Below are 18,891 nucleotides of genomic sequence, written 5' to 3' on the forward strand. Positions count from 1 at the left end.
GACCGCGGTGGCGGGCGCTCACATCGCGCTCGGCCTGAACCGCGGCAACCGCGAGAAAAGGAGACCTTCGTGAAACGTCTGTTAGCCCGCGCGGCATGGGCCGCCGCCTGCCTGTGCGGCACGGCAGCGGCCCCGCTGGCCGCCCATGCGACCGACACCTACACGCAAACGCGCCATCCGATCGTGCTCGTGCACGGCCTGCTCGGGTTCGACAGTCTGGGGCCCGTCAATTACTTCTATGGCGTGCCCGACGCCCTGCGCAGCGGCGGCGCGACGGTCTACACGGCCAGTGTTTCGGCGTCCAACTCGTCGGAGGTGCGCGGTGAGCAACTGCTGCGCGAGCTGCGTGCATTGCACGCTGTCCACGGCCACCAGAGATTCAACCTGGTTGCACACAGTCATGGCGGCCACACCAGCCGCTACGTGGCGGCAGTGGCGCCGGAACTGGTCGCCTCGGTGACCACCGTGCACACGCCGCACGGTGGCAGCAAGACCGCCGACGGCGTCGAGGGACTGACGTCGTGGACCGGCACGACCGGGCCGGTGTCGGCGATCGCCGACGCGCTGTCGCGGCTGCTGAGCGCGCTGTCGGGCCGTCCCGAGCTGCCGCAGAACTCGCTGGCGGCGCTGCAGTCGCTCAGTACGCGGGGCGCGCAGGACTTCAACCGCCGCTTCCCACAGGGGCAGCCGGGCTCGGCCTGCGGGCAAGGGCCGGCCATCGTCAACGGCATCCGGTATTACTCGAGTGGCGGCACCTCAGTGCTGACCCACCTGCTCGACCCCGCCGACGGCTTCCTCGGTGCCACCAGCGTGTTCTTCGGCTTCGAGCCGAACGATGGGCTGGTCGGCCGGTGTTCGTCGCATTGGGGCGAAGTGCTGCGCGACGACTACCCATGGAATCACGTCGATGCGATCAACCACACCTTCGGGCTGAGGGCGTGGTTCACGCCCGATCCGGTGGCGTTCTATCGCGCTCAGGCCCATCGGCTGCGGCAGGCTGGGTTGTAAGCGGCGGTTCGTACTTGTGATCGCCGTGACGGCAGGCCGCGCCGCGCCGTCAGGCGCATCACTTTGCTGCGCCGCAGCTGCGGGCAAGTCCGCAGGGTCAAAAACGAACGATCGTTCTTTAATGCGCTCACCGCGCTCCTCGGACGCAGTAGCGCGAGGCGGCGCGGACATTCCACAAGGAGACATCGACGTGAAACGCTTGCTTGCGCGCACGGCCCTCGCGGCCGTCTGCCTCACCGCTCTCGGCACGACGGCGACGGCTCATGCCGCCGATACGTACACCCGGACCCGCCACCCGATCGTGCTGGTACACGGACTGTTCGGTTTCGATTCGGTCGGCATCGTCAACTATTGGTACCGCATACCGTCGTCGCTGCGTTCCGGAGGCGCCACCGTCTACGTGCCGCAGCAATCGGCCGCCAATGCCAGCGAGGTGCGCGGCGAGCAGCTGCTCGCCGAGTTGCGTCGGTTGAAGGCCGCCTACGGCCACGCAAAGTTCAACCTCGTCGGTCACAGCCATGGCGGGCAGACGGTGCGTTATGTGGCTGCCGTCGCACCCGAACTGGTCGCCTCGGTCACGACGGTCGGCACCCCGCACCAGGGCAGCCCCGTGGCTGACGCCGTCAAGCGCGGCACTGACGCGACCGGCAGCACGCAGGTGGTGGCCGGCATCGTCAATGGCTTCGCCGGCGTGATCAGCTTCCTGTCGGGCGCCTCGTCGCTGCCGCAGAACTCCGAGGCCGCAATGAATTCGCTGACGAGCGCCGGCGCCGCCAGCTTCAACGCACGCTTCCCGGCCGGTGCGCCGCCCACCTCCTGCGGCCAGGGGCCCTCGGCGGCAAACGGCGTGCGCTACTACTCTGCCGGCGGCACCGCGGTGCTGACCCACCTGCTCGACCCGACCGACGGCTTGCTCGGGGTCACGTCGCTGATGTTCAAGGGGGCGGCAAACGACGGCCTGGTCGGTCGCTGCTCATCGCACTGGGGCCAGGTGTTGCGTGACGACTATCCGTGGAACCACGTCGACCAGATGAACCACGCCTTCGGTCTGCGGGGGCTGTTCACGCCGGACCCGGTGGCGTTCTACCGGTCGCACGCGAACAGGCTGAAGCTGGCCGGGCTGTGATGCAGCACCTGCATGCGCGCACGGCGTGGTGGGCGCTGGGAGCCGCGGGTCTGGCGCTGCTCGGCGCGATCGGCTGGGAGCTGGCGTGCCCCGACGGCTGCACTGCTGCGGCGGCGCAGACCCAGGCCGAACCGGGCGGAGCACCGATCGGGCGCAGCGATGGCTTCAGCCTGATGGCCGCCGGCCCTGCAGGCCCTGCGCCATCACCGGCCGCCGGCCGTACACCGCAAGAGGTCGCCCACGCCGTGTTCTCCGAAGGCTCGTTGCGCGGCACCTTGCCGGACGGCGACTGGGGCGTCGATGCGAGCGGCCAGTTGCGTCCATCGATTGCGTTGCGCCGGCGCTTCGACTACTACCTCGGCGCGCTCGGCGAGGCCAGCGTCGACGAACTGGGCGCGCTGATGCTCGCCGACGCGACCCGTGATGTCGGCGTCGAGGCGGCCGGCCGCGTTCGCGAGATCTGGCAGCGTTATGTGCAACTGCAGCAGCAGCGCTATGACCATCAGGTCAGACTCGGCGATCGCAGCAGCTGGGAGCCGGCGCTCGCCGAACGCCAGCTGGCACGCCGGCGGATCCTGGGGCCTGAATGGGCCGAAGCCTTCTACCGCGAGGAAGAAGAAGCGCTGAGGCGCGAGATGGCGACGGCGGCGCCGGCGCCGGAACCGACCGCACATTCGCTGCTGCTCGGCGGCGCGCCGGGCACCGACCCCGAGGTGTTGCACCAGCAGCGGGTGGCTCAGTTCGGCCCTGAAGCCGCGCAGCGCCTGCGTGAGGAAGACGCCGAGTGGGCGCGCTGGCAGCAGCGCGTCGCCCAGGCATACCGCGAAGTGGAAGTGCTCCGGCGGGCACCGGAGCTGTCGGACCCGCAGCGCATGGCGGCCGTGGCGGCCTACCTCGAACGCCACTTCGACGAACGCGAACGCCTGCGCGTGCAGGCGTTGCTGGGGTTGTGAAAAATACTCGCGAGCAGCCGGCGGGCCGCTCGCGAGTTCCCCCCTCCCTTAGCCCATGATTTGTTTCGGCAACCAGGTGGCAATGCCCGGGAAGGCATAGAGCAGCCCGACGGCGCCGACCAGCAGCAGGAACATCGGTGCCGAGGCCCGCGCGATCCACGGCAGTTCCCTGCCTGTCATGCCTTGCAGCACGAACAGGTTGAAGCCGACCGGTGGCGTGATCTGCGCCATCTCGACGACGAGGACCAGGAAGATGCCGAACCAGATCGGGTCGATGCCGGCGGCATGCACGATCGGCAGCACCACGCCCATCGTCAGCACGATCACCGAGATGCCGTCGAGGAAGCAGCCGAGCACGATGTAGAACAGCATCAAAGCGAGCAGCAGCATCAGCGGCGACAGACCCAGCGAGCCGATCCACTCGGCCAGATGGCGCGGCAGGCCGATGTAGCCCATGGACAGCGTCAGGAAGGCTGCGCCTGCGAGAATCAGCGCGATCATGCAGTACAGGCGGGTTGCACCCATCAGCGAGTCGCGGAAGGTGCGCCAGTTCAACGAGCCCTGCACGCCGGACAGCATCAGGGAGCCGACCACGCCCAGGCCCGCGGCCTCGGTTGCCGTCGCCAGGCCGGTGTAGATCGAACCCAGCACCGCGACGATCAGCAGCACCACCGGGATCAGGCTGCGCGATGTCTTGATTTTCTCGAAGAAGCTCATCGAGCGGTCGGCCGTCGGCACTTTGTCCGGGTTCAGCAAGGCCCAGACCATCAGGTAGCCCATCAACAGTGCGGCGACCATCAGACCCGGAAAAACACCGGCGGCGAACAGGCGCGCAATCGACACGTCGGCGGTGACGCCGTAGACGATCATGATCAACGACGGCGGGATCAGCAGCCCCAGCGTGCCTGCTCCGGCCAGGGAGCCGATCACGATGCTGTCGGGGTAGCCGCGCGACTTGAGTTCGGGCAGCGCCATCTTCCCGACGGTGGCGCAGGTGGCGGCGCTGGAGCCCGAGACGGCGGCGAAGATCGTGCAGCCGATCACGTTGGTGTGCAGCAGGCGTCCGGGCAGCCGGTTCATCCACGGGGCCAGCCCCTTGAACATGTCTTCCGACAGCTTGGTGCGGAACAGGATCTCGCCCATCCAGACGAACAGCGGCAGCGCCGTCAAGGTCCACGACGAGGCCGAGCCCCAGATGGTGACCGCCATCGCGTCGCCGGCCGGCCGCGCACTGAACAGCTGCATGCCGATCCAGGCCACGCCGGTGAGCGTGAGCCCGATCCATACGCCGCTGCCCAGCAGTGCGAACAGGCTCGCGACCAGCAGCGTCATGATCAACAGGTCGTTCATGATGTACTTCTCATTCGTTGAGCTTCAGCTCGGCGGAAACCGGCGCGATGCGCTTGCCGCGTATTTCCTGCCACCACTCGTCGACAAAGGCGATGAAGAAGACCACGGTCCCGATCGCCATCGACAGCTGAGGGATCCACAGCGGCGTCGCGTCAAAGCCGGTGGAGATGTCGTTGAATGCGTGCGACTCCCACACCAGGCGCAGGCTGTAGAACGCTAGCGCGCCGCTGAGCAGCACCGCCGCGCTGAGGCTCCACAGCTCCAGCCCCCGGCGCCCCGTGGCGCCGAGGCTGTTGATCAACAGCGTGACGCGGATATGCTCGCCACGCTTGAGGGTGTGCGCCAGCGCCAGGAACCCGGCGCCGGCCATGCAGTAGCCGGCGTAAGCGTCGATGCCGCGCAGGGGCAGGGTCACGATACGGTCGAGCATGCTGGCCAGGACCATGACCAGCGTGCCGACCATCAGCAGCGCCGCCAGCCAGGCGGCGCCGTCATACAGGGCGTCGAGCAGCCGGCGCATGATCAGGGCTTCTGATAGGTGTCGACGATGGCCTTGCCCTCGGGGCCGGCCTTCTCGATCCACTCGGCCAGCATCGGCGTGCCGACCGTCTTGCGCAGCTCGGTCTTCAGTTGCGGGCTGGGCTCGGTGATCTCCATGCCGTTCTTCTTCAGCAGGCCCTGGTATTCGCGGTCCTTGGCTTCGGAGACTTTCCAGCCGCGGTCTTCGGCGGTGGCGGCGGCCTTCAGCACCGCGTCCTGCGTCGCCTTGTCGAGGCCGTCGAAAGCCTTCTTGTTGACGATCACCGCGTTCTTCGGGAGCCAGGCCTGGGCGTTGTAGTAGTACTTGATGTGCTCGTAGGTCTTGCTGTCGTAGCCGGTGGAGCTGGAGGTCATGAACGACTCCACCACGCCGGTGGCCATCGCCTGCGACAGCTCGGCAGCCTGCACCGTGACCGGCTGGGCGCCGATCAGCTCGGCGATGCGCGCAGTGGCGGGGCTGTACGCGCGCCACTTGCTGCCCTTCAGGTCGGACAACGAGGTGATGGGCTTCTTGGTGTACAGGCCCTGCGGCTGCCAGGGGACCGTGTACAGCAGCATCATGCCCTGCTCGCCCAGCTTCTTCTGCAGCGCGGGCTTCTGGGCCTGGTACAGGCGCTGCGCTTCCTTGTAGCTGCTGGCCAGGAAGGGGCGGCCGTCGAGGCCGAACACCGGCCATTCGTTCTCATAGGCGCTCAGCAGGATTTCGCCCAGCTGTGCCTGGTTGCCCTGTACGGCGCGTTTGATCTCGGGCGCCTTGAACAGCGAGGCGCCGGGGTGCACGGTGATCTGCAGCTTGCCGCCCGAAGCCTGTTCGACGTCCTTGGCGAACTGCATCAGATTCTCGGTGTGGAAGTTGGCGGCCGGGTAGGCCGAAGCGAGGTCCCACTTCGACTGGGCATAGGCATTGAGCGCCAGACCGCTGAGTGCGACGGCGGCAAGAGACGTCTTGAACATGGAAGCTCCTTGCAGGTGAAGGCGGCACTTGCCGCGGGTGTTGGCAAAGTTGCAAGATCGAGGCCAAGAACTTGCTGACTGAAATGTAAGGAACTGACGATGAAGTGATATCAGTGTTTTCCCGATACGTCGACATTTTGTTGGCATTTTGTTTTCAACTTGGGCTACAGTTCCACCCATCGCAGCGAGCTGATGATGCACCTCCAGGGTGCGAAATGCACAGCCGCAGTGCGATGAACCGAGAGGGTTCACACATGAATCGCAAGAGCAAGACGACCGCCGCAGACGAGACCGACGCCCCGCACCACGAGATCGTGTCGTCGGCGCATCTCGTGTCCCCGCGCAGCAAGGAGCTGAGCGAGTTCGAATTCGGCCTGATCGTCTCCAACAACGCGTTCTCGCGCTGGATCGTCCACTGCATGTCGGCTGCAGGCCTGCGCGAGCTGACGCCGCTGGACGTGCTGGTGCTGCACCACGTCAACCATCGTGCCCGCGACAAGCGTCTGTCCGACATCTGCTTCATCATGAATGTCGAGGACACGCACCTGATCAACTACTCGCTCAAGAAGCTGCAGGGCCTGGGTGTGGTGGCGTCGAGCCGCAACGGCAAGGACGTGACCTACGCCACCACCGAACTCGGCCGCAAGCATGTCGAGCGCTATCGCGAGATCCGCGAGAACTGCCTGATCAATGCGCTGAAGGCGGACGACGCGCTCAACCAACAGATCGGAGAGCTCGCACGCTTGCTGCGCGTGCTCTCCGGCGTGTACGACCAGGCGGCGAGAGCTGCCGCCTCGCTCTGATCCTCAACCTTTCTTCCCCCTACGGGAATCGCACCTCAGGGAGCCGCCCATGACCACTTCGACCCAACGTTGGCAGTTCTGGATCGACCGCGGAGGCACGTTCACCGACATCGTCGCCAAGCGGCCCGATGGCTCCTTGACGACCGCCAAGCTGTTATCCGAAAACCCCGAGCAGTACCGCGATGCCGCGGTGGAGGGCATTCGCCGCCTGCTGGGGCTGCAGCCGGACGAGCTGATCACGGCAGACAAGGTCGAGTGCGTCAAGATGGGCACGACGGTCGCCACCAACGCGCTGCTCGAGCGCAAGGGCGACCGCACGGTGCTGGTGACGACGCGCGGCTTCCGCGACGCGCTGCGCATCGCTTACCAGAACCGCCCGCGGCTGTTCGACCGCCACATCGTGTTGCCTGAACTGCTGTACGAGCGCGTGATCGAAGCCGACGAGCGCGTCGGCGCGCACGGCGACGAGGTGGAGGCCCTCGATGGTTCCGGACTGCGCCACGCGTTGCAGAAGGCCTACGACGAAGGCATCCGCGCTTGCGCGATCGTGTTCATGCACGGCTACCGCTACACGGAGCACGAGAAACTCGCCGCGGAGTTGGCGCACCACGTCGGCTACACGCAGGTGTCGGTCTCGCACGAGGTGAGCCCGCTGATGAAGTACGTCTCGCGCGGCGACACCACGGTGGTCGATGCCTACCTGTCGCCGATCCTGCGCCGCTACGTCGAGCAGGTCGCCAACGAGATGCCTGGCGTGCCGCTGTACTTCATGCAGTCGTCCGGCGGGCTGACGCAGGCCGACCGCTTCCAGGGCAAGGACGCGATCCTGTCCGGCCCGGCCGGCGGCATCGTCGGCATGGTGCGCACGGCGGTGTCCGGCGGCCACGAGAAGGTCATCGGTTTCGACATGGGCGGCACCTCCACCGACGTGTCGCACTACGCCGGCGAGTTCGAGCGTGCGTTCGAGACGCAGGTGGCCGGCGTGCGCATGCGCGCACCGATGATGAGCATCCACACGGTGGCGGCCGGCGGCGGCTCCATCCTCAGCTTCGACGGTGCGCGCTTGCGCGTGGGGCCCGAGTCGGCCGGCGCCAACCCCGGCCCGGCCTGCTACCGTCGAGGCGGGCCCCTGGCGACCACCGACGCCAACGTCATGCTCGGCAAGATCCAGCCCGAATACTTCCCGAAGGTGTTCGGCCCGCATGCAGAAGAGGCGCTGGACCGAGACGCCGTCGTCGAGAAGTTCCAGGCGATGGCCGACGACGTGCGGCGCAAGACCGCGCGCAAGGTGACTCCGGAAGAGCTGGCCCAGGGTTTCCTGCAGATCGCCGTGCAGAACATGGCGAATGCGGTGAAGAAGATCTCGGTCGCGCGCGGCTACGACGTCACGCAGTACACGCTGCAGTGCTTCGGCGGCGCCGGCGGTCAGCATGCGTGCCTTGTGGCCGATGCGCTCGGCATGAAGCGGGTGTTCGTGCATCCGCTGGCGGGCGTGCTGTCGGCCTACGGCATGGGCCTGGCCGACCAGATCGCGATGCGCGAGGCCGCGATCGAGCAGCCGTTGACGGCCGCCGGGCTGGCGGCGGCGCGCGGCACGCTCGACCGCATCGGCACCGAGGCGCAGGAAGAGATCGTGCGTCAGGGCTTCCAGCCGGTGCAGGTGCGCATGCTGCCGAAGGTGCATGTGCGCTACGAGGGCACCGACACCTCGCTGGTGGTGCCGCTGGGCAGCATCGACGAGATCCGTGCCGCGTTCGAGGCGGCCTACCGCACCCGCTTCGCCTTCCTGATGCCCGACAAGGCGCTGGTCATCGAATCGGTCTCGATCGAGGCCGTGGGCCCGGGCGAAACGCCCGAGGAGCTGGCGCAGAGCGCCGAGCGCCATCGTCCGACCGCCCACGCCGTGGTGCGCATGTACACCGACGAGGGCTGGCAGGACGCCACGCTCTACCGCCGCGACGACATGGCGCGCGGCGCGGTGATCGACGGCCCGGCCATCATCGCCGAGCGCACCGCGACCACGGTGGTGGAACCCGGCTGGCAGGCCGTGCTGACGGCACTCGACCACATCGAGTTGACCCGCGTGCTGCCGCGCAAGCAACTCAGCGCGGTCGGCACCGAGGTGGATCCGGTGATGCTGGAGGTGTTCAACAACCTGTTCATGAACATCGCCGAGCAGATGGGCCTGCGGCTGCAGAACACCGCTTACTCGGTGAACATCAAAGAGCGATTGGACTTCTCCTGCGCGCTGTTCGACGCGCAAGGCAACCTGATCGCGAACGCCCCGCACATGCCGGTGCACCTGGGCTCGATGAGCGAGTCGATCAAGACGGTGATCGAGCGCAACCCGGACATGTCGCCCGGCGACGTGTATGTGCTGAACGACCCGTACCACGGCGGCACCCACCTGCCCGACGTGACGGTCGTCACGCCGGTCTGGAACGACGGCGGCCAGCAGGTGCTGTTCTATGTGGCCTCGCGTGGCCACCATGCCGACATCGGCGGCATCACGCCGGGCTCGATGCCCCCGTTCTCGCGCACCATCGACGAAGAAGGTGTGCTGCTCGACAACATCAAGCTCGTCGAGGCCGGCCGCTTCCGTGAGGCCGAAATCATCGAACTGCTCGGCAGCGGTGCCTGGCCTGCGCGCAACCCTCAGCAGAACATCGCCGACCTGCGCGCGCAGATCGCCGCCAACGAGAAGGGCGTGCACGAGCTGCGCGCAATGGTCAAGCAGTTCGGCCTTGCCACGGTGCAGGCCTACATGAAGCACGTGCAGGACAACGCCGAGGAAAGCGTGCGCATGGCGATCACGCGCCTCGACCCGGCGTTGACGCGTGACGGCCGGTTCCTGCTGCCGCTGGACAACGGCTCGCAGATCCAGGTGGCCATCAAGATCGACCGCGAGAAGCGCTCGGCGGTGGTCGACTTCACCGGCACCTCGGAGCAGATGCCGAACAACTTCAACGCACCGCGCGCGGTGACGATGGCGGCGGTGCTCTACGTGTTCCGCACCTTGGTCGACGATGACATTCCGCTCAACGCGGGCTGCCTGAAGCCCATCGAGGTGATCGTGCCCGAAGGCTCGATGCTGAACCCGCGCCCGCCTGCCGCGGTGGTGGCCGGCAACGTCGAGGTGTCGACCTGCGTGACCAACGCGCTGTACGGCGCGCTGGGTGTGCTGGCCGGCAGCCAACCGACGATGAACAACTTCACCTTCGGCAATGACGAGTACCAGTACTACGAAACCATCGCCGGCGGCTCCGGTGCGGGCATCGATATCGGCGCCGACGGCCGTGCGGTGCGCGGCTTCGAAGGCACCAGCGTCGTGCAGACCCACATGACCAACTCGCGCCTCACCGACCCCGAGGTGCTGGAGTTCCGCTATCCGGTGCGGCTGGAGCGCTTCGAGATCCGCGCCGGCTCGGGCGGTGGCGGCCGCTTCCGCGGTGGTGACGGCGGCACGCGTGTCGTGCGCTTCCTCGAACCCATGACCGCCTCGATCCTTTCGAACGGCAGGTCGACGTCAGCCTACGGGTTGGCGGGGGGCGCTGCGGGCGAGCCCGGGCGCAACTATGTGCTGCGCGCGGACGGATCGACGCAGCAGCTCACGCACATCGGCTCCGTCGAAATGGCGGCCGATGATCAGTTCGTGATCGAAACGCCCGGAGGTGGCGGCTATGGAACAGCTGAATGAGGGAATTCGAGACCACATCATGAACCCCGGCCCCGGCGGCTCGGTGCGCCGCCGGGTGCTGCTGCAGGCGGCCTGCGCAGGGCCGCTTGCGGCCTGGTTGCCGCACTCGCGAGCGGCAGCCGCAGCCTCGTCGCGCACCTGGCGCCTGGCCACCGGTTACTCTGCCGACGGCTTGCATGCCCGCAACATCGAACTGTTCGCGCAAGAAGTGAAGGCCGCCACCGGCGGCACGCTGTCGATCGAGGTGCATGCGGGCGGCAAGCTCGCCAAGCTGCCGGACATCTTCCCCGGCGTGCAGGACGGCCGCTTCGAGGCGGGCGAGATCCTGCTCAGCGCGGTTGCCGGCACGCTGCCGATGGCCGGCGTCGATGCGATTCCGTTCGTGGTCTCGGGCTATGCCGATGCACAGCGCCTGGCCGAGCTGGCGCGCCGGCCGATCGACGACAAGGCGCGCGACTTCGGCCTGCGCATGCTGTTCGACGTGCCGTGGCCGCCCCAGGGCCTGTATTCGAACCGGCCGCTGCAGGCCATCGGTGACCTTCGGGGGTTGCGCATGCGCACCTACAACGACACCACGCGCCGTTTCGCGTCCTACGTGCAGGCCAAGGCCGTCGAGGTCAACGCGGTCGACCTGCCGGCGGCCCTCAGGTCGGGCCAGATCGACGCGATGATCACCTCTGCCGCTACCGGCGTCGAAAGCCAGGCCTGGACGGGCATGAAGCACTTCTACGACGTTCACGCATGGATCCCGAAAAACGCGGTGGCCGTCAGCCGGGCTGCGTTCGGCAGCCTGGCGCCCGAGCAGCAGCAGGCGGTGCTGGCGAGCGCCGAACAGGCCCAGCGGCGCGGATGGCAGATGAGCGAGGACGCCGCGCGGGCCGCCAAGCAGACGCTGGGTGGGCACGGCATGGCGGTCGAGCCGCCGGGGCCCATCCTGACGCGCGAGTTGAAGCGGCTCGGCGAGAAGTTCTCGCTCGAGTGGATCCGCGCCACCAACGGGCTGGGCAACGCGGTGTTCCTGCCGTACTTCACGCAGGCGGCCTCGCGTTGAGTCGCACAAGAGGGGCCCTCGTGGTCGGCATGCAGGAGCCCGATTGTTTCTTCTGAAGCTCGGGCTGGTCGCGACCTCGGTGCTGCTCGCGTCGCTGGCGGCGCGACGCTATGGCCATGGTGTCGCCGGTGCGCTGGCCGGCATGCCGGTGATCGCCGGGCCGATCATGCTGTTCGTGCTGGTGCAGCAGCCTGCTGGGCACGCGGCTGCCATTGCGCTGGCGACGCTGGTCTGCCTGCCGGCGACCATCGCGCATCTGGTGGTGTTCGCGCTGTGCGCAACTGTGGGTGCGCCCTGGTGGGCGGGCCTGGCCGCGGCCAACACGGCGATCGTCGGCGGCGGCTGGGCCTTGGCGCAGCTCACGCTGCCGGCCGAGGCGGTTTACGCGCTGGCGCTCATGGCACCGGCGGTCGGGCTGCTCGCGATGCGCCACTGCGCCCGCCGCGCGGGCTCGGGGCCGCCTGTGGGCGGGCCGGTGGCGATCCCGCGCAGCGAACTGGCCTGGCGCGTCGCCGCGGCGCTCGTGATGGCCGCAGCGATCATGCTCGGTGCCGACGTGCTGCCGGTGATGGTCAGCGGCTTGCTGCTCGCGATCCCTATCGCCGGGAACGTGCTGCCCTGCTTCACGCTGCCGCGTCATGGTGCGCAGGCCACGGTCGCCCTGCTGACGGGCTTCGTGCGGGGCCTGTTCGGCTTTGCCGCGTTTTTCGTCGTGCTGCATGCAACGCTACCCGGGGCCGGCAAGGCCATCGCCGCCTGTGCCGCGCTGGCAGCGGCCTTGTCGGCGGCGCTGGCGGTGCACCTGCTGCACCAACGCCTGGCGCGGCGTTAGCCGCTACCGTACCGGGCCTTTCACTCCGGCGATGAACAGGGCGTCGCAGTCGTCACAAGCGTAGTGCCAACGCTGCGAGCCGCACCGCAGCCAACGGGCCTCAACATACCGATCCGCCGACGCTGGCGCCTGTTTTCAGATCGAATCCGAAGTAGCAGGCGTACTCTCCTTTCGGCGAGCGCGTGCAGGTCAGCCGGTCGTCGTCGCGTGACCGGAACCGTTCCCCGGCCGTGCTGCTGCACGCGTCCGTCTTGTCTGGCCCCATCGCGTCGAACATCTCCCGAGCAGCTTGGCCACGAAGCTGGAACGCGATTCTGCTGTCTTGCTCAGAAGGCGGCACCGGGTCGCCCAGACCGCCGCCGAAGGTCGCAAAGCTCGCCTGCGCGGGTTTGTAAGAGAACTCCCACGCCGGGATGGCGGCAACAGACAAGCCCGTTGTAAGAGCGACAGACACGATGAGAGCTTTGCGCACGTGCATATCTGCCTCAGCCGATCACTTCGACGTGGAGATGATCGTCGTGGCCGCGCATCGGACTCACACGGGCGATCGACCCGTCATTGAAGAAAACACGGCGCACCATGCCGGTGGCGTACATCAGGTCGATGAGACGCTCGGTCGCGACGCGGTCGTAGGTCGACTCGGTATACCGCACCGGCAAGTGCTTGCGGTCCTTCCTGAGCGGGCGCATGTCCACTTCGAGGCCGCTGCGATGGCTTCTGTGCGGGGGAAATGACGCCCCATCGGCCAAGCTGATGTTGCCGATGCCGAACTTGCGATCGTCGATCGAACTCCAGGCGAACTCGAGCTGAAAGATGAAGGTCAGCATCTGGGGGTGGGCGTATTGCCCTGCTCCGCCCATGGGCGTCCCGTAGGTGTAGTAGCCGGCTTCCTCGGGCGCTTGGGGAAGCACGAAAAAGCTTCGGCGGTCGATGCCGACGACAGTGGTCTGCATGTGTTTTTCCTTCCTGTTGCTTGTTGTGGTGGGCGGTGTGCCTGCGGCGCAGGCAGGACGAAGCCGACCTGCTTGCGCCGCGGTAGCCTACAACGTGCTGTGCGGAAGGAGAAGGCCCGACCCTACCAGTTCACCTCCCGCTCCGGCGTGGCCGTGATGCGGTGGAGGCTCAGATCGGCGCCGTCGAATTCCTCCTCCTGGCTCAGGCGCAAGCCGAACAGCAGCTTGATCGCGCCATAGACCACCAGACCACCGAGCAGGGCCCAGCCGACGCCCATCAGCGTGCCGAGCAATTGCCCCAGGAAGCTGACGCCGCCGATGCCGCCGAGCGCGGTGCTGCCGAAGATGCCGGCTGCGATGCCGCCCCAGGCCCCGCACAGGCCGTGCAACGGCCACACGCCGAGCACGTCGTCGATCTTCCAGCGGTTCTGCGTGAGCGTGAAGGTGGTGACGAACAAGGCGCCGGCGATGGCGCCGGTGGCGAGCGCACCCGCCGGGTGCATCAGATCGGAGCCGGCGCACACGGCCACCAGCCCGGCCAGCGGCCCGTTGTGCACGAAGCCGGGGTCATTGCGGCCGGCGATCAGCGCGGCGAGGGTGCCGCCCACCATGGCCATCAGCGAATTGACGGCGACCAGGCCGGAGATCTTGTCGACCGTCTGCGCGCTCATCACATTGAAGCCGAACCAGCCCACGGTGAGCACCCAGGCGCCCAAGGCAAGGAAGGGGATGCTCGACGGCGGATGCGCCGAAATGGCCCCGTCCTTGCGGTAGCGGTTGCTGCGCGCGCCGAGCAGCAGCACGGCCGGCAGCGCGATCCACCCGCCCACCGCATGCACCACCACCGAGCCGGCGAAGTCGTGCAGCGGCGCGCCGGTGGCGGACTCGAGCCAGGCCTGGATGCCGAAGTTGCCGTTCCACACCACGCCCTCGAACAGCGGGTAGACCGCGCCGACGATCGCCGCGGTGGCGAGTAGCTGTGGGTAGAACCTGGCCCGTTCGGCGATGCCGCCCGAAACGATCGCGGGAATCGCCGCGGCGAAAGTCAGCAGGAAAAAGAACTTCACCAGGTCGTAGCCGTTGCGCTGTGCAAGCACGGTGGCGTCGCTGAAGAACTGCACGCCGTAGGCCACGGTGTAGCCGACGAAGAAGTAGGCGAGCGTGGACACCGAGAAGTCGACCAGGATCTTCACCAACGCATTGACCTGGTTCTTCTTGCGCACGGTGCCGAGTTCCAGGAAGGCGAAACCGGCATGCATGGCGAGCACCATGATGGCGCCCAGCAGGATGAAAAGGGCGTCACTGCCCTGTTTGAATGACTCCATGAGACCCTCTCGTTGTTGCCTGGCCGCTTGCAGACGACGCAACCCCCGCTGACTGCACCTGGATGGCGCGGCCAGCGGGGGCTGTCAGTAAAACGCACCAGTTCAAAGCAAGGTCTGTGCCTTTTTGGGGCGGAGCATTTCCCCGGAATGGGGCGTGGTGGGCACAAATTGAGGGCACCATGGAGAGGTGAACGCACGAAATGCGGGCGCGCGCGTGTGCGGCGCCCGGTCTTGGTGCCGCGCGTCAGGGGTTCGAGAACCGCGTCAGCACCTCGCGCAGTGCGGCGGGGTCATGTGCCTGGAGGCGGCGCAATGCAGTCGCAGCGGCCGCCGCCAGTGCCTCGCCGTGTTGAGCCTTGATGTGTTCGATCTCCTGGCACATGGTTTTCAATCCGGCCAGCCGTTGCTGTGCTTCGGCGTCCTCGGGCGGTGCCGATCGATCGGCCAGGTCGAGCAGCACGGCGGTCAGCATGCCCAGCTGGCGACCATAGGAGTGGGCCTCGAAGATCTTTTGCTCGATCGGGCCGACGCCGGCTTCGGGCGGAATGGCGTTGAAGAACCAGCGCGTGTCGGGGGCAATGTCCTGCGCGACGTCTCCGCTGAACGGCCAATGGACGTGTGGGGCCCACAGCCAGAACCATGGCAGCATGGCGCTTCCTCCAGAAGAATGACGAGGGGAGCCCGCAGTACCGCTCGACGGGGCAGGTTCAGCTTAGTCGGCTGCTCGATCGGGCGCATCGCCCTGTCGGGGGTGGCGCGCGTGCCGGCGACGTGACGTATGCGGCGCACCCGGCCACTTGATGCTGTTACATACGAGTGCAATCAGCAGCATCCCGACATAATCAGCGCTTTGCGAGTCGTCGGGCGCAAGCTCGAGAAGGTGAGCGTCTACACTCGGGCCCTGTTGCGGTGCTTGGTAGGAGTTCGCTTCGGTGGCACAGGAGAATCGATGAAGGCTTGGCAGGAGGAAGGCGTCCAGACCCTGCTGGCGGCCGGCTCGGAAACCGAGCGCTTCGAACGCCTGGTCGAGGCGGCGCAGGATCTCGGCTTCGAATTCTGCAGTTACTGGCTGCGCGTGGCTCTGCCTCTTTCCAACCCGCGCATGGCGATGTACAACAACTTCCCGGCCGCATGGCAGGAGCGCTACGAGCAGCGTGGCTACCTGGCGATCGACCCGACGGTGAAGCACGGCCTGTCGTCGTCCAAGATCCTGGTATGGGCCGACAGCGTCACCGCTGCCTCCAAGGAATTCTGGGACGAAGCCTCATCGTTCGGCCTGCGCGTGGGCTGTGGGGTGCCGGTGCGCGACACCCGGGGCCTCTTGAGCATGACGTCCTTTGCTCGCTCGGAAGGCGACATCACGAGCGAAGAACTCGTGGTGAACCTGCCGAAGATGTTTTGACTGGCGCAAGTGGCGCATGTTGGAATGAAAGACCTCATTGCTCCTCGGCTGTTGCCCGAGATCGACGTCAAGCTGAGCGAGCGCGAAGTCGAGGTGCTGCGCTGGACGGCCGATGGCAAGACGTCCAATGACGTCGCCGACATCCTTGGCATCTCGGAGCGGACCGTCAACTTCCACATCAACAACGCCATGATCAAGCTCGGCGCCAGCAATAAGACGGCCGCGGCGGTCCGGGCGGCCGTGCTGGGCCTGCTGTAGCGGCGTTCGCGTCGGGGGCCGCCGGGGTAGGCATGCACCGGACGGTTCGCCGCGGTCTGTGAACCCTGACAGTTGCCACTGCAGCGATGCTGCCTTGAAATCGCGGCTTTTCATCCGCCAAGCCCGTCCCGGCCGCGATCACCGGCCGGGGCAGGAAGCGACCCTTCGACGAAGGGTTCGCATCAGCATGCCGACGTCTCCACCCCACTTCCAGCTGGACCGCCCCTTGCAGTACGACCCCGGCTTGCGGCTCTGGGTCGTGCTGGGCGCCGACGCGGCAGATGACCTGCTTCGGCACCCCGCCTGCTGCCTGTGCGAATCGTCGCTGCTGGTGTCCACGCTCAGCTCGGTACCTGCGGCCGGGGGGACGTGCCTGCCGCGCGGTGAGCCGCATCGCGAGGTGGAACGCGTGGTCGCCGCGTTGCTGGACGGCGTGTCGCAACACCAGGTGCGCGAGGCGGCGCGCCGCGCCGGCACGTCACTCGCGGCGACCGGCCTGGCCCTCGGCCGCGCGGACGGCCTGCACGATCATGCCCGGCTGCTGCCGGGGCACGCGCTCGGGGCTCTGTTGGGCGCGAGCGACGATCAGCTTGCCGAGCTGGCGGCCCGGGCCGGGCGCTGCGGCCACGCCGGCGAACCGGAGGCCCCGCTCGGCTTGGCGCCGGCTGCCGCACGTGAACTGCTGGCGGTGATGCAGTCGATCGCCTGCCGGCCCGGGGGCCCGCTGCGCGGGACGGGCGTGCTCAGCCGGCTGGCCGACCTCGCCGCGCGCCGCCCGGAGGTGACGCTGGAACGGGCCGTGCTGCGGCTGGCCCAGCTGTTCTACCTGGTCCACAAGGCGGCGGCCGTGCTGATACGCAACACCGTCCGGGCCTTGTGTGCGGCGCCACGGGTGGCGGAACTTGCGGGCCGCGAGCCTGCGCTGCTGGCGTCCTTCGTGCGGGAGATGCGCCGGCGTGCGCCGCCGTTGAGGCATGCCTTTCGCGTGTGCGGGCGCGATCTGGCGGTCGGCAAGCAGACGCTCCGTGCGGGCGATGCGCTGGTCGCCGTGTGGGCCCCGGAGCCGGCTGCGTTCACGCAGGCGATACCGCCCGCCTTCCTGCCGGACCGCAAGAGCGCGAAGGTGTTCGCGTTCGGTGCCGAGCCGTTCGCGTCGGCCGGGCAGCTGCTGGCGGAGACCCTCGCCGTCGAAGCGGTCGCCGCATGGCTGCGCGCCGGCCTGGCGTTCGACGTCGGCCCGAGCCGCGAGACAGTGCGACCCGCCCAAGGCATCGCAACCCTCGGGCATTTTTGAGTTCTGCGGCCGGGCCACCCGGCGCTTCACTGAGAGCGTGTACCGTGTCGGCTGCAGGAAGGCGGCGCGGCGCGCGGCCGTCAGCTGATCCTGCGCCGACCCGGGAGTTTCAATGGATCAGGCTGTTTCCGCCGGCCGCGCGCGCCGGCGTATCGACCTCGCGCTGCAAGGCGGTGGCTCGCACGGGGCCTTCACCTGGGGCGTGCTCGATCGGCTGCTGGAGGAGGACGATCTCGAGATCAGCGGCATTTCCGGCACCAGTGCCGGCGCCCTGAATGCCGGCGTGCTGGTGACCGGCCTCGCTCGAGGCGGGCCGCCACAGGGACGGCAGGCCCTGCATGATTTCTGGCGCGACGTCAGCGTCAGCGGGCAGATCTTTTCGCCCTTTCCGGCGCACGGTCGCCCGCCCGGCGGCAACTTCAACTTCGACCAACTGCCCGCCTACCAGTGGATGAACGTGTTCTGGCGCTCGTTCAGCCCTTATGAATTCAACCCGCTGAATCTCAACCCGCTGCGTGACGTGGTGCGCCGGCACGTCGATGCGTCGGTGCTGAAGAACTGTCACCGAGCCGCACCCCGGGTGCACCTGTTCATCACCGCCACGTCGGTGCGTACCGGCCAGGCGCACGTGTTCACCGGCGACGAGCTGAGCGAGGACGCGCTACTGGCGTCGGCCTGCCTGCCCTTCATGTTCCAGGCCGTCGAGATCGACGGCGAGCCGTACTGGGACGGCGGCTACGTCGGCAATCCGGCCATCTTTCCGCTGATCTACCAGACCGACGCCCTGGACGTGCTGCTGGTCAAACTCAACCCGCTGCGGCGCGAAGGCACGCCGCGCCGCAGCGTGGAGATCATCGACCGACTCAGCGAGATCACCTTCAACACCAGCCTGATGGCGGAAATGCGTGCCATCGCGTTCGTCTCGCGCCTGTTGCGTGAGCACCGGCTGGACCCGGGGCGTTACAAGGACCTGCGCATGCACATGATTGCCGACGACGCCGGGCTGCTGCCCTTCAACGCGTCGAGCAAGTTCAACACCGACTGGGGTTTCCTGCAGAAGCTGTGCGAACTCGGCCGAAGCGCGGCGGACCGCTGGCTGCGCGAGCACAAGGCGGATCTGGGTGTGCGCTCCTCGCTGGATATCGAGCGTGAGTTCCTCGCCAAGCCGCTGCGCGAGGAAATGGCACCGGTGAAGGCTCGGCAGCAGCGCCCGCGCACCCGCTCGCGCCGTCTGATCGACGGGGTCAAGCGCCTGCTCGGCCGACGTCGCACCTGATCCATCAAAAAGAACCCCGGCCCTCCACGGGGAAGGACCGGGGGCGGGGACGCGCTCATGGCAGACGTC

Annotated in this window: 18 protein-coding genes; 11 read left to right on the plus strand and 7 right to left on the minus strand. The window is 67.6% G+C overall.

Annotated features, from left to right (window positions below):
- Positions 1 to 69 precede the first annotated feature (69 nt).
- The 3 genes from M8A51_RS06165 (at position 70) to M8A51_RS06175 (ending at position 3,087) form a co-directional block, all read left to right on the plus strand.
- Positions 70 to 1,008 (plus strand): esterase/lipase family protein, encoded by a 939-nt coding sequence (locus M8A51_RS06165; RefSeq protein ID WP_251777313.1) that lies wholly within the window; start codon positions 70 to 72, stop codon positions 1,006 to 1,008.
- A 190-nt stretch (positions 1,009 to 1,198) separates the two neighbouring features.
- Positions 1,199 to 2,134, plus strand: a complete 936-nt coding sequence (locus M8A51_RS06170) for a lipase family alpha/beta hydrolase (RefSeq protein WP_251777314.1) — start codon at positions 1,199 to 1,201, stop codon at positions 2,132 to 2,134.
- Complete coding sequence (locus M8A51_RS06175; RefSeq protein WP_251777316.1) at positions 2,134 to 3,087, plus strand: lipase secretion chaperone; 954 nt, start codon at positions 2,134 to 2,136, stop codon at positions 3,085 to 3,087. The genes M8A51_RS06170 and M8A51_RS06175 overlap by 1 nt, the downstream gene beginning before the upstream one ends.
- A 48-nt stretch (positions 3,088 to 3,135) precedes the next feature.
- Here M8A51_RS06175 and M8A51_RS06180 read toward each other — a convergent pair whose 3' ends face one another.
- From M8A51_RS06180 to M8A51_RS06190, 3 genes are read right to left on the minus strand one after another with little or no spacing between them, the layout of a single operon-like run.
- The gene (locus M8A51_RS06180) at positions 3,136 to 4,437 is read right to left on the minus strand and encodes a TRAP transporter large permease (protein WP_251777318.1); all 1,302 of its coding nucleotides are present in this window, start codon (positions 4,435 to 4,437) and stop codon (positions 3,136 to 3,138) included.
- A gap of 10 nt (positions 4,438 to 4,447) precedes the next feature.
- Entirely contained in the window at positions 4,448 to 4,957 is a 510-nt protein-coding gene (locus tag M8A51_RS06185; protein WP_251777320.1) for a TRAP transporter small permease, read from the minus strand.
- Positions 4,958 to 4,959: 2 nt separating this feature from the next.
- Positions 4,960 to 5,931 (minus strand): TRAP transporter substrate-binding protein, encoded by a 972-nt coding sequence (locus M8A51_RS06190; protein ID WP_251777323.1) that lies wholly within the window; start codon positions 5,929 to 5,931, stop codon positions 4,960 to 4,962.
- A gap of 254 nt (positions 5,932 to 6,185) precedes the next feature.
- Here M8A51_RS06190 and M8A51_RS06195 point away from each other — a divergent pair, with 254 nt between their 5' ends.
- The 4 genes from M8A51_RS06195 to M8A51_RS06210 are packed head-to-tail and all read left to right on the plus strand — an operon-like array spanning position 6,186 to position 12,314.
- Positions 6,186 to 6,734, plus strand: coding sequence for a winged helix DNA-binding protein (locus tag M8A51_RS06195; RefSeq protein WP_251777324.1), 549 nt, complete (start codon positions 6,186 to 6,188; stop codon positions 6,732 to 6,734).
- Positions 6,735 to 6,783: 49 nt separating this feature from the next.
- Complete coding sequence (locus tag M8A51_RS06200; protein WP_251777325.1) at positions 6,784 to 10,431, plus strand: hydantoinase B/oxoprolinase family protein; 3,648 nt, start codon at positions 6,784 to 6,786, stop codon at positions 10,429 to 10,431.
- On the plus strand, positions 10,415 to 11,482 hold the full coding sequence (locus M8A51_RS06205) for a TRAP transporter substrate-binding protein (protein ID WP_251777326.1): 1,068 nt from the start codon (positions 10,415 to 10,417) through the stop codon (positions 11,480 to 11,482). The genes M8A51_RS06200 and M8A51_RS06205 overlap by 17 nt, the downstream gene beginning before the upstream one ends.
- 43 nt (positions 11,483 to 11,525) lie before the next feature.
- Complete coding sequence (locus M8A51_RS06210) at positions 11,526 to 12,314, plus strand: hypothetical protein (protein ID WP_251777327.1); 789 nt, start codon at positions 11,526 to 11,528, stop codon at positions 12,312 to 12,314.
- Positions 12,315 to 12,414: 100 nt separating this feature from the next.
- Here the strand turns inward: M8A51_RS06210 and M8A51_RS06215 are convergent, their stop codons facing one another.
- From M8A51_RS06215 to M8A51_RS06230, 4 genes are all read right to left on the minus strand, one after another.
- Positions 12,415 to 12,792 (minus strand): hypothetical protein, encoded by a 378-nt coding sequence (locus tag M8A51_RS06215; RefSeq protein WP_251777328.1) that lies wholly within the window; start codon positions 12,790 to 12,792, stop codon positions 12,415 to 12,417.
- 7 nt (positions 12,793 to 12,799) lie between these two features.
- Positions 12,800 to 13,267: a penicillin-insensitive murein endopeptidase gene (locus M8A51_RS06220; RefSeq protein ID WP_251777329.1), complete on the minus strand. Its 468-nt coding sequence runs from the start codon at positions 13,265 to 13,267 to the stop codon at positions 12,800 to 12,802.
- A 122-nt stretch (positions 13,268 to 13,389) separates the two neighbouring features.
- Positions 13,390 to 14,592, minus strand: a complete 1,203-nt coding sequence (locus tag M8A51_RS06225) for an ammonium transporter (RefSeq protein ID WP_251777330.1) — start codon at positions 14,590 to 14,592, stop codon at positions 13,390 to 13,392.
- A 244-nt stretch (positions 14,593 to 14,836) separates the two neighbouring features.
- On the minus strand, positions 14,837 to 15,241 hold the full coding sequence (locus M8A51_RS06230) for a hypothetical protein (protein ID WP_251777331.1): 405 nt from the start codon (positions 15,239 to 15,241) through the stop codon (positions 14,837 to 14,839).
- 300 nt (positions 15,242 to 15,541) lie between these two features.
- Here M8A51_RS06230 and M8A51_RS06235 point away from each other — a divergent pair, with 300 nt between their 5' ends.
- The 4 genes from M8A51_RS06235 (at position 15,542) to M8A51_RS06250 (ending at position 18,822) form a co-directional block, all read left to right on the plus strand.
- On the plus strand, positions 15,542 to 15,994 hold the full coding sequence (locus M8A51_RS06235) for an autoinducer binding domain-containing protein (protein ID WP_251777332.1): 453 nt from the start codon (positions 15,542 to 15,544) through the stop codon (positions 15,992 to 15,994).
- Positions 15,995 to 16,018: 24 nt separating this feature from the next.
- Positions 16,019 to 16,252, plus strand: coding sequence for a helix-turn-helix domain-containing protein (locus M8A51_RS06240; RefSeq protein ID WP_251777333.1), 234 nt, complete (start codon positions 16,019 to 16,021; stop codon positions 16,250 to 16,252).
- Between the two features lie 187 nt (positions 16,253 to 16,439).
- Complete coding sequence (locus tag M8A51_RS06245) at positions 16,440 to 17,546, plus strand: cytochrome P450 family protein (RefSeq protein ID WP_251777334.1); 1,107 nt, start codon at positions 16,440 to 16,442, stop codon at positions 17,544 to 17,546.
- A 112-nt stretch (positions 17,547 to 17,658) separates the two neighbouring features.
- Positions 17,659 to 18,822, plus strand: coding sequence for a patatin-like phospholipase family protein (locus tag M8A51_RS06250; RefSeq protein WP_251777335.1), 1,164 nt, complete (start codon positions 17,659 to 17,661; stop codon positions 18,820 to 18,822).
- The last annotated feature ends 69 nt before the right edge of the window (positions 18,823 to 18,891 follow it).

This window comes from Caldimonas mangrovi, from assembly GCF_023721835.1.
Taxonomy (GTDB): Bacteria; Pseudomonadota; Gammaproteobacteria; order Burkholderiales; family Burkholderiaceae_C; genus Caldimonas; species Caldimonas mangrovi.

Bases quoted from the DNA above. Each gene is read 5' to 3' on its own strand.
- M8A51_RS06175 (WP_251777316.1), top strand. From the start codon at position 2,134: ATGCAGCACCTGCATGCGCGCACGGCGTGGTGGGCGCTGGGAGCCGCG.
- M8A51_RS06180 (WP_251777318.1), bottom strand. From the start codon at position 4,437: ATGAACGACCTGTTGATCATGACGCTGCTGGTCGCGAGCCTGTTCGCA.
- M8A51_RS06185 (WP_251777320.1), bottom strand. From the start codon at position 4,957: ATGCGCCGGCTGCTCGACGCCCTGTATGACGGCGCCGCCTGGCTGGCG.
- M8A51_RS06190 (WP_251777323.1), bottom strand. From the start codon at position 5,931: ATGTTCAAGACGTCTCTTGCCGCCGTCGCACTCAGCGGTCTGGCGCTC.
- M8A51_RS06195 (WP_251777324.1), top strand. From the start codon at position 6,186: ATGAATCGCAAGAGCAAGACGACCGCCGCAGACGAGACCGACGCCCCG.
- M8A51_RS06200 (WP_251777325.1), top strand. From the start codon at position 6,784: ATGACCACTTCGACCCAACGTTGGCAGTTCTGGATCGACCGCGGAGGC.
- M8A51_RS06205 (WP_251777326.1), top strand. From the start codon at position 10,415: ATGGAACAGCTGAATGAGGGAATTCGAGACCACATCATGAACCCCGGC.
- M8A51_RS06215 (WP_251777328.1), bottom strand. From the start codon at position 12,792: ATGCACGTGCGCAAAGCTCTCATCGTGTCTGTCGCTCTTACAACGGGC.
- M8A51_RS06220 (WP_251777329.1), bottom strand. From the start codon at position 13,267: ATGCAGACCACTGTCGTCGGCATCGACCGCCGAAGCTTTTTCGTGCTT.
- M8A51_RS06225 (WP_251777330.1), bottom strand. From the start codon at position 14,592: ATGGAGTCATTCAAACAGGGCAGTGACGCCCTTTTCATCCTGCTGGGC.
- M8A51_RS06230 (WP_251777331.1), bottom strand. From the start codon at position 15,241: ATGCTGCCATGGTTCTGGCTGTGGGCCCCACACGTCCATTGGCCGTTC.
- M8A51_RS06235 (WP_251777332.1), top strand. From the start codon at position 15,542: ATGAAGGCTTGGCAGGAGGAAGGCGTCCAGACCCTGCTGGCGGCCGGC.
- M8A51_RS06240 (WP_251777333.1), top strand. From the start codon at position 16,019: ATGAAAGACCTCATTGCTCCTCGGCTGTTGCCCGAGATCGACGTCAAG.
- M8A51_RS06245 (WP_251777334.1), top strand. From the start codon at position 16,440: ATGCCGACGTCTCCACCCCACTTCCAGCTGGACCGCCCCTTGCAGTAC.
- M8A51_RS06250 (WP_251777335.1), top strand. From the start codon at position 17,659: ATGGATCAGGCTGTTTCCGCCGGCCGCGCGCGCCGGCGTATCGACCTC.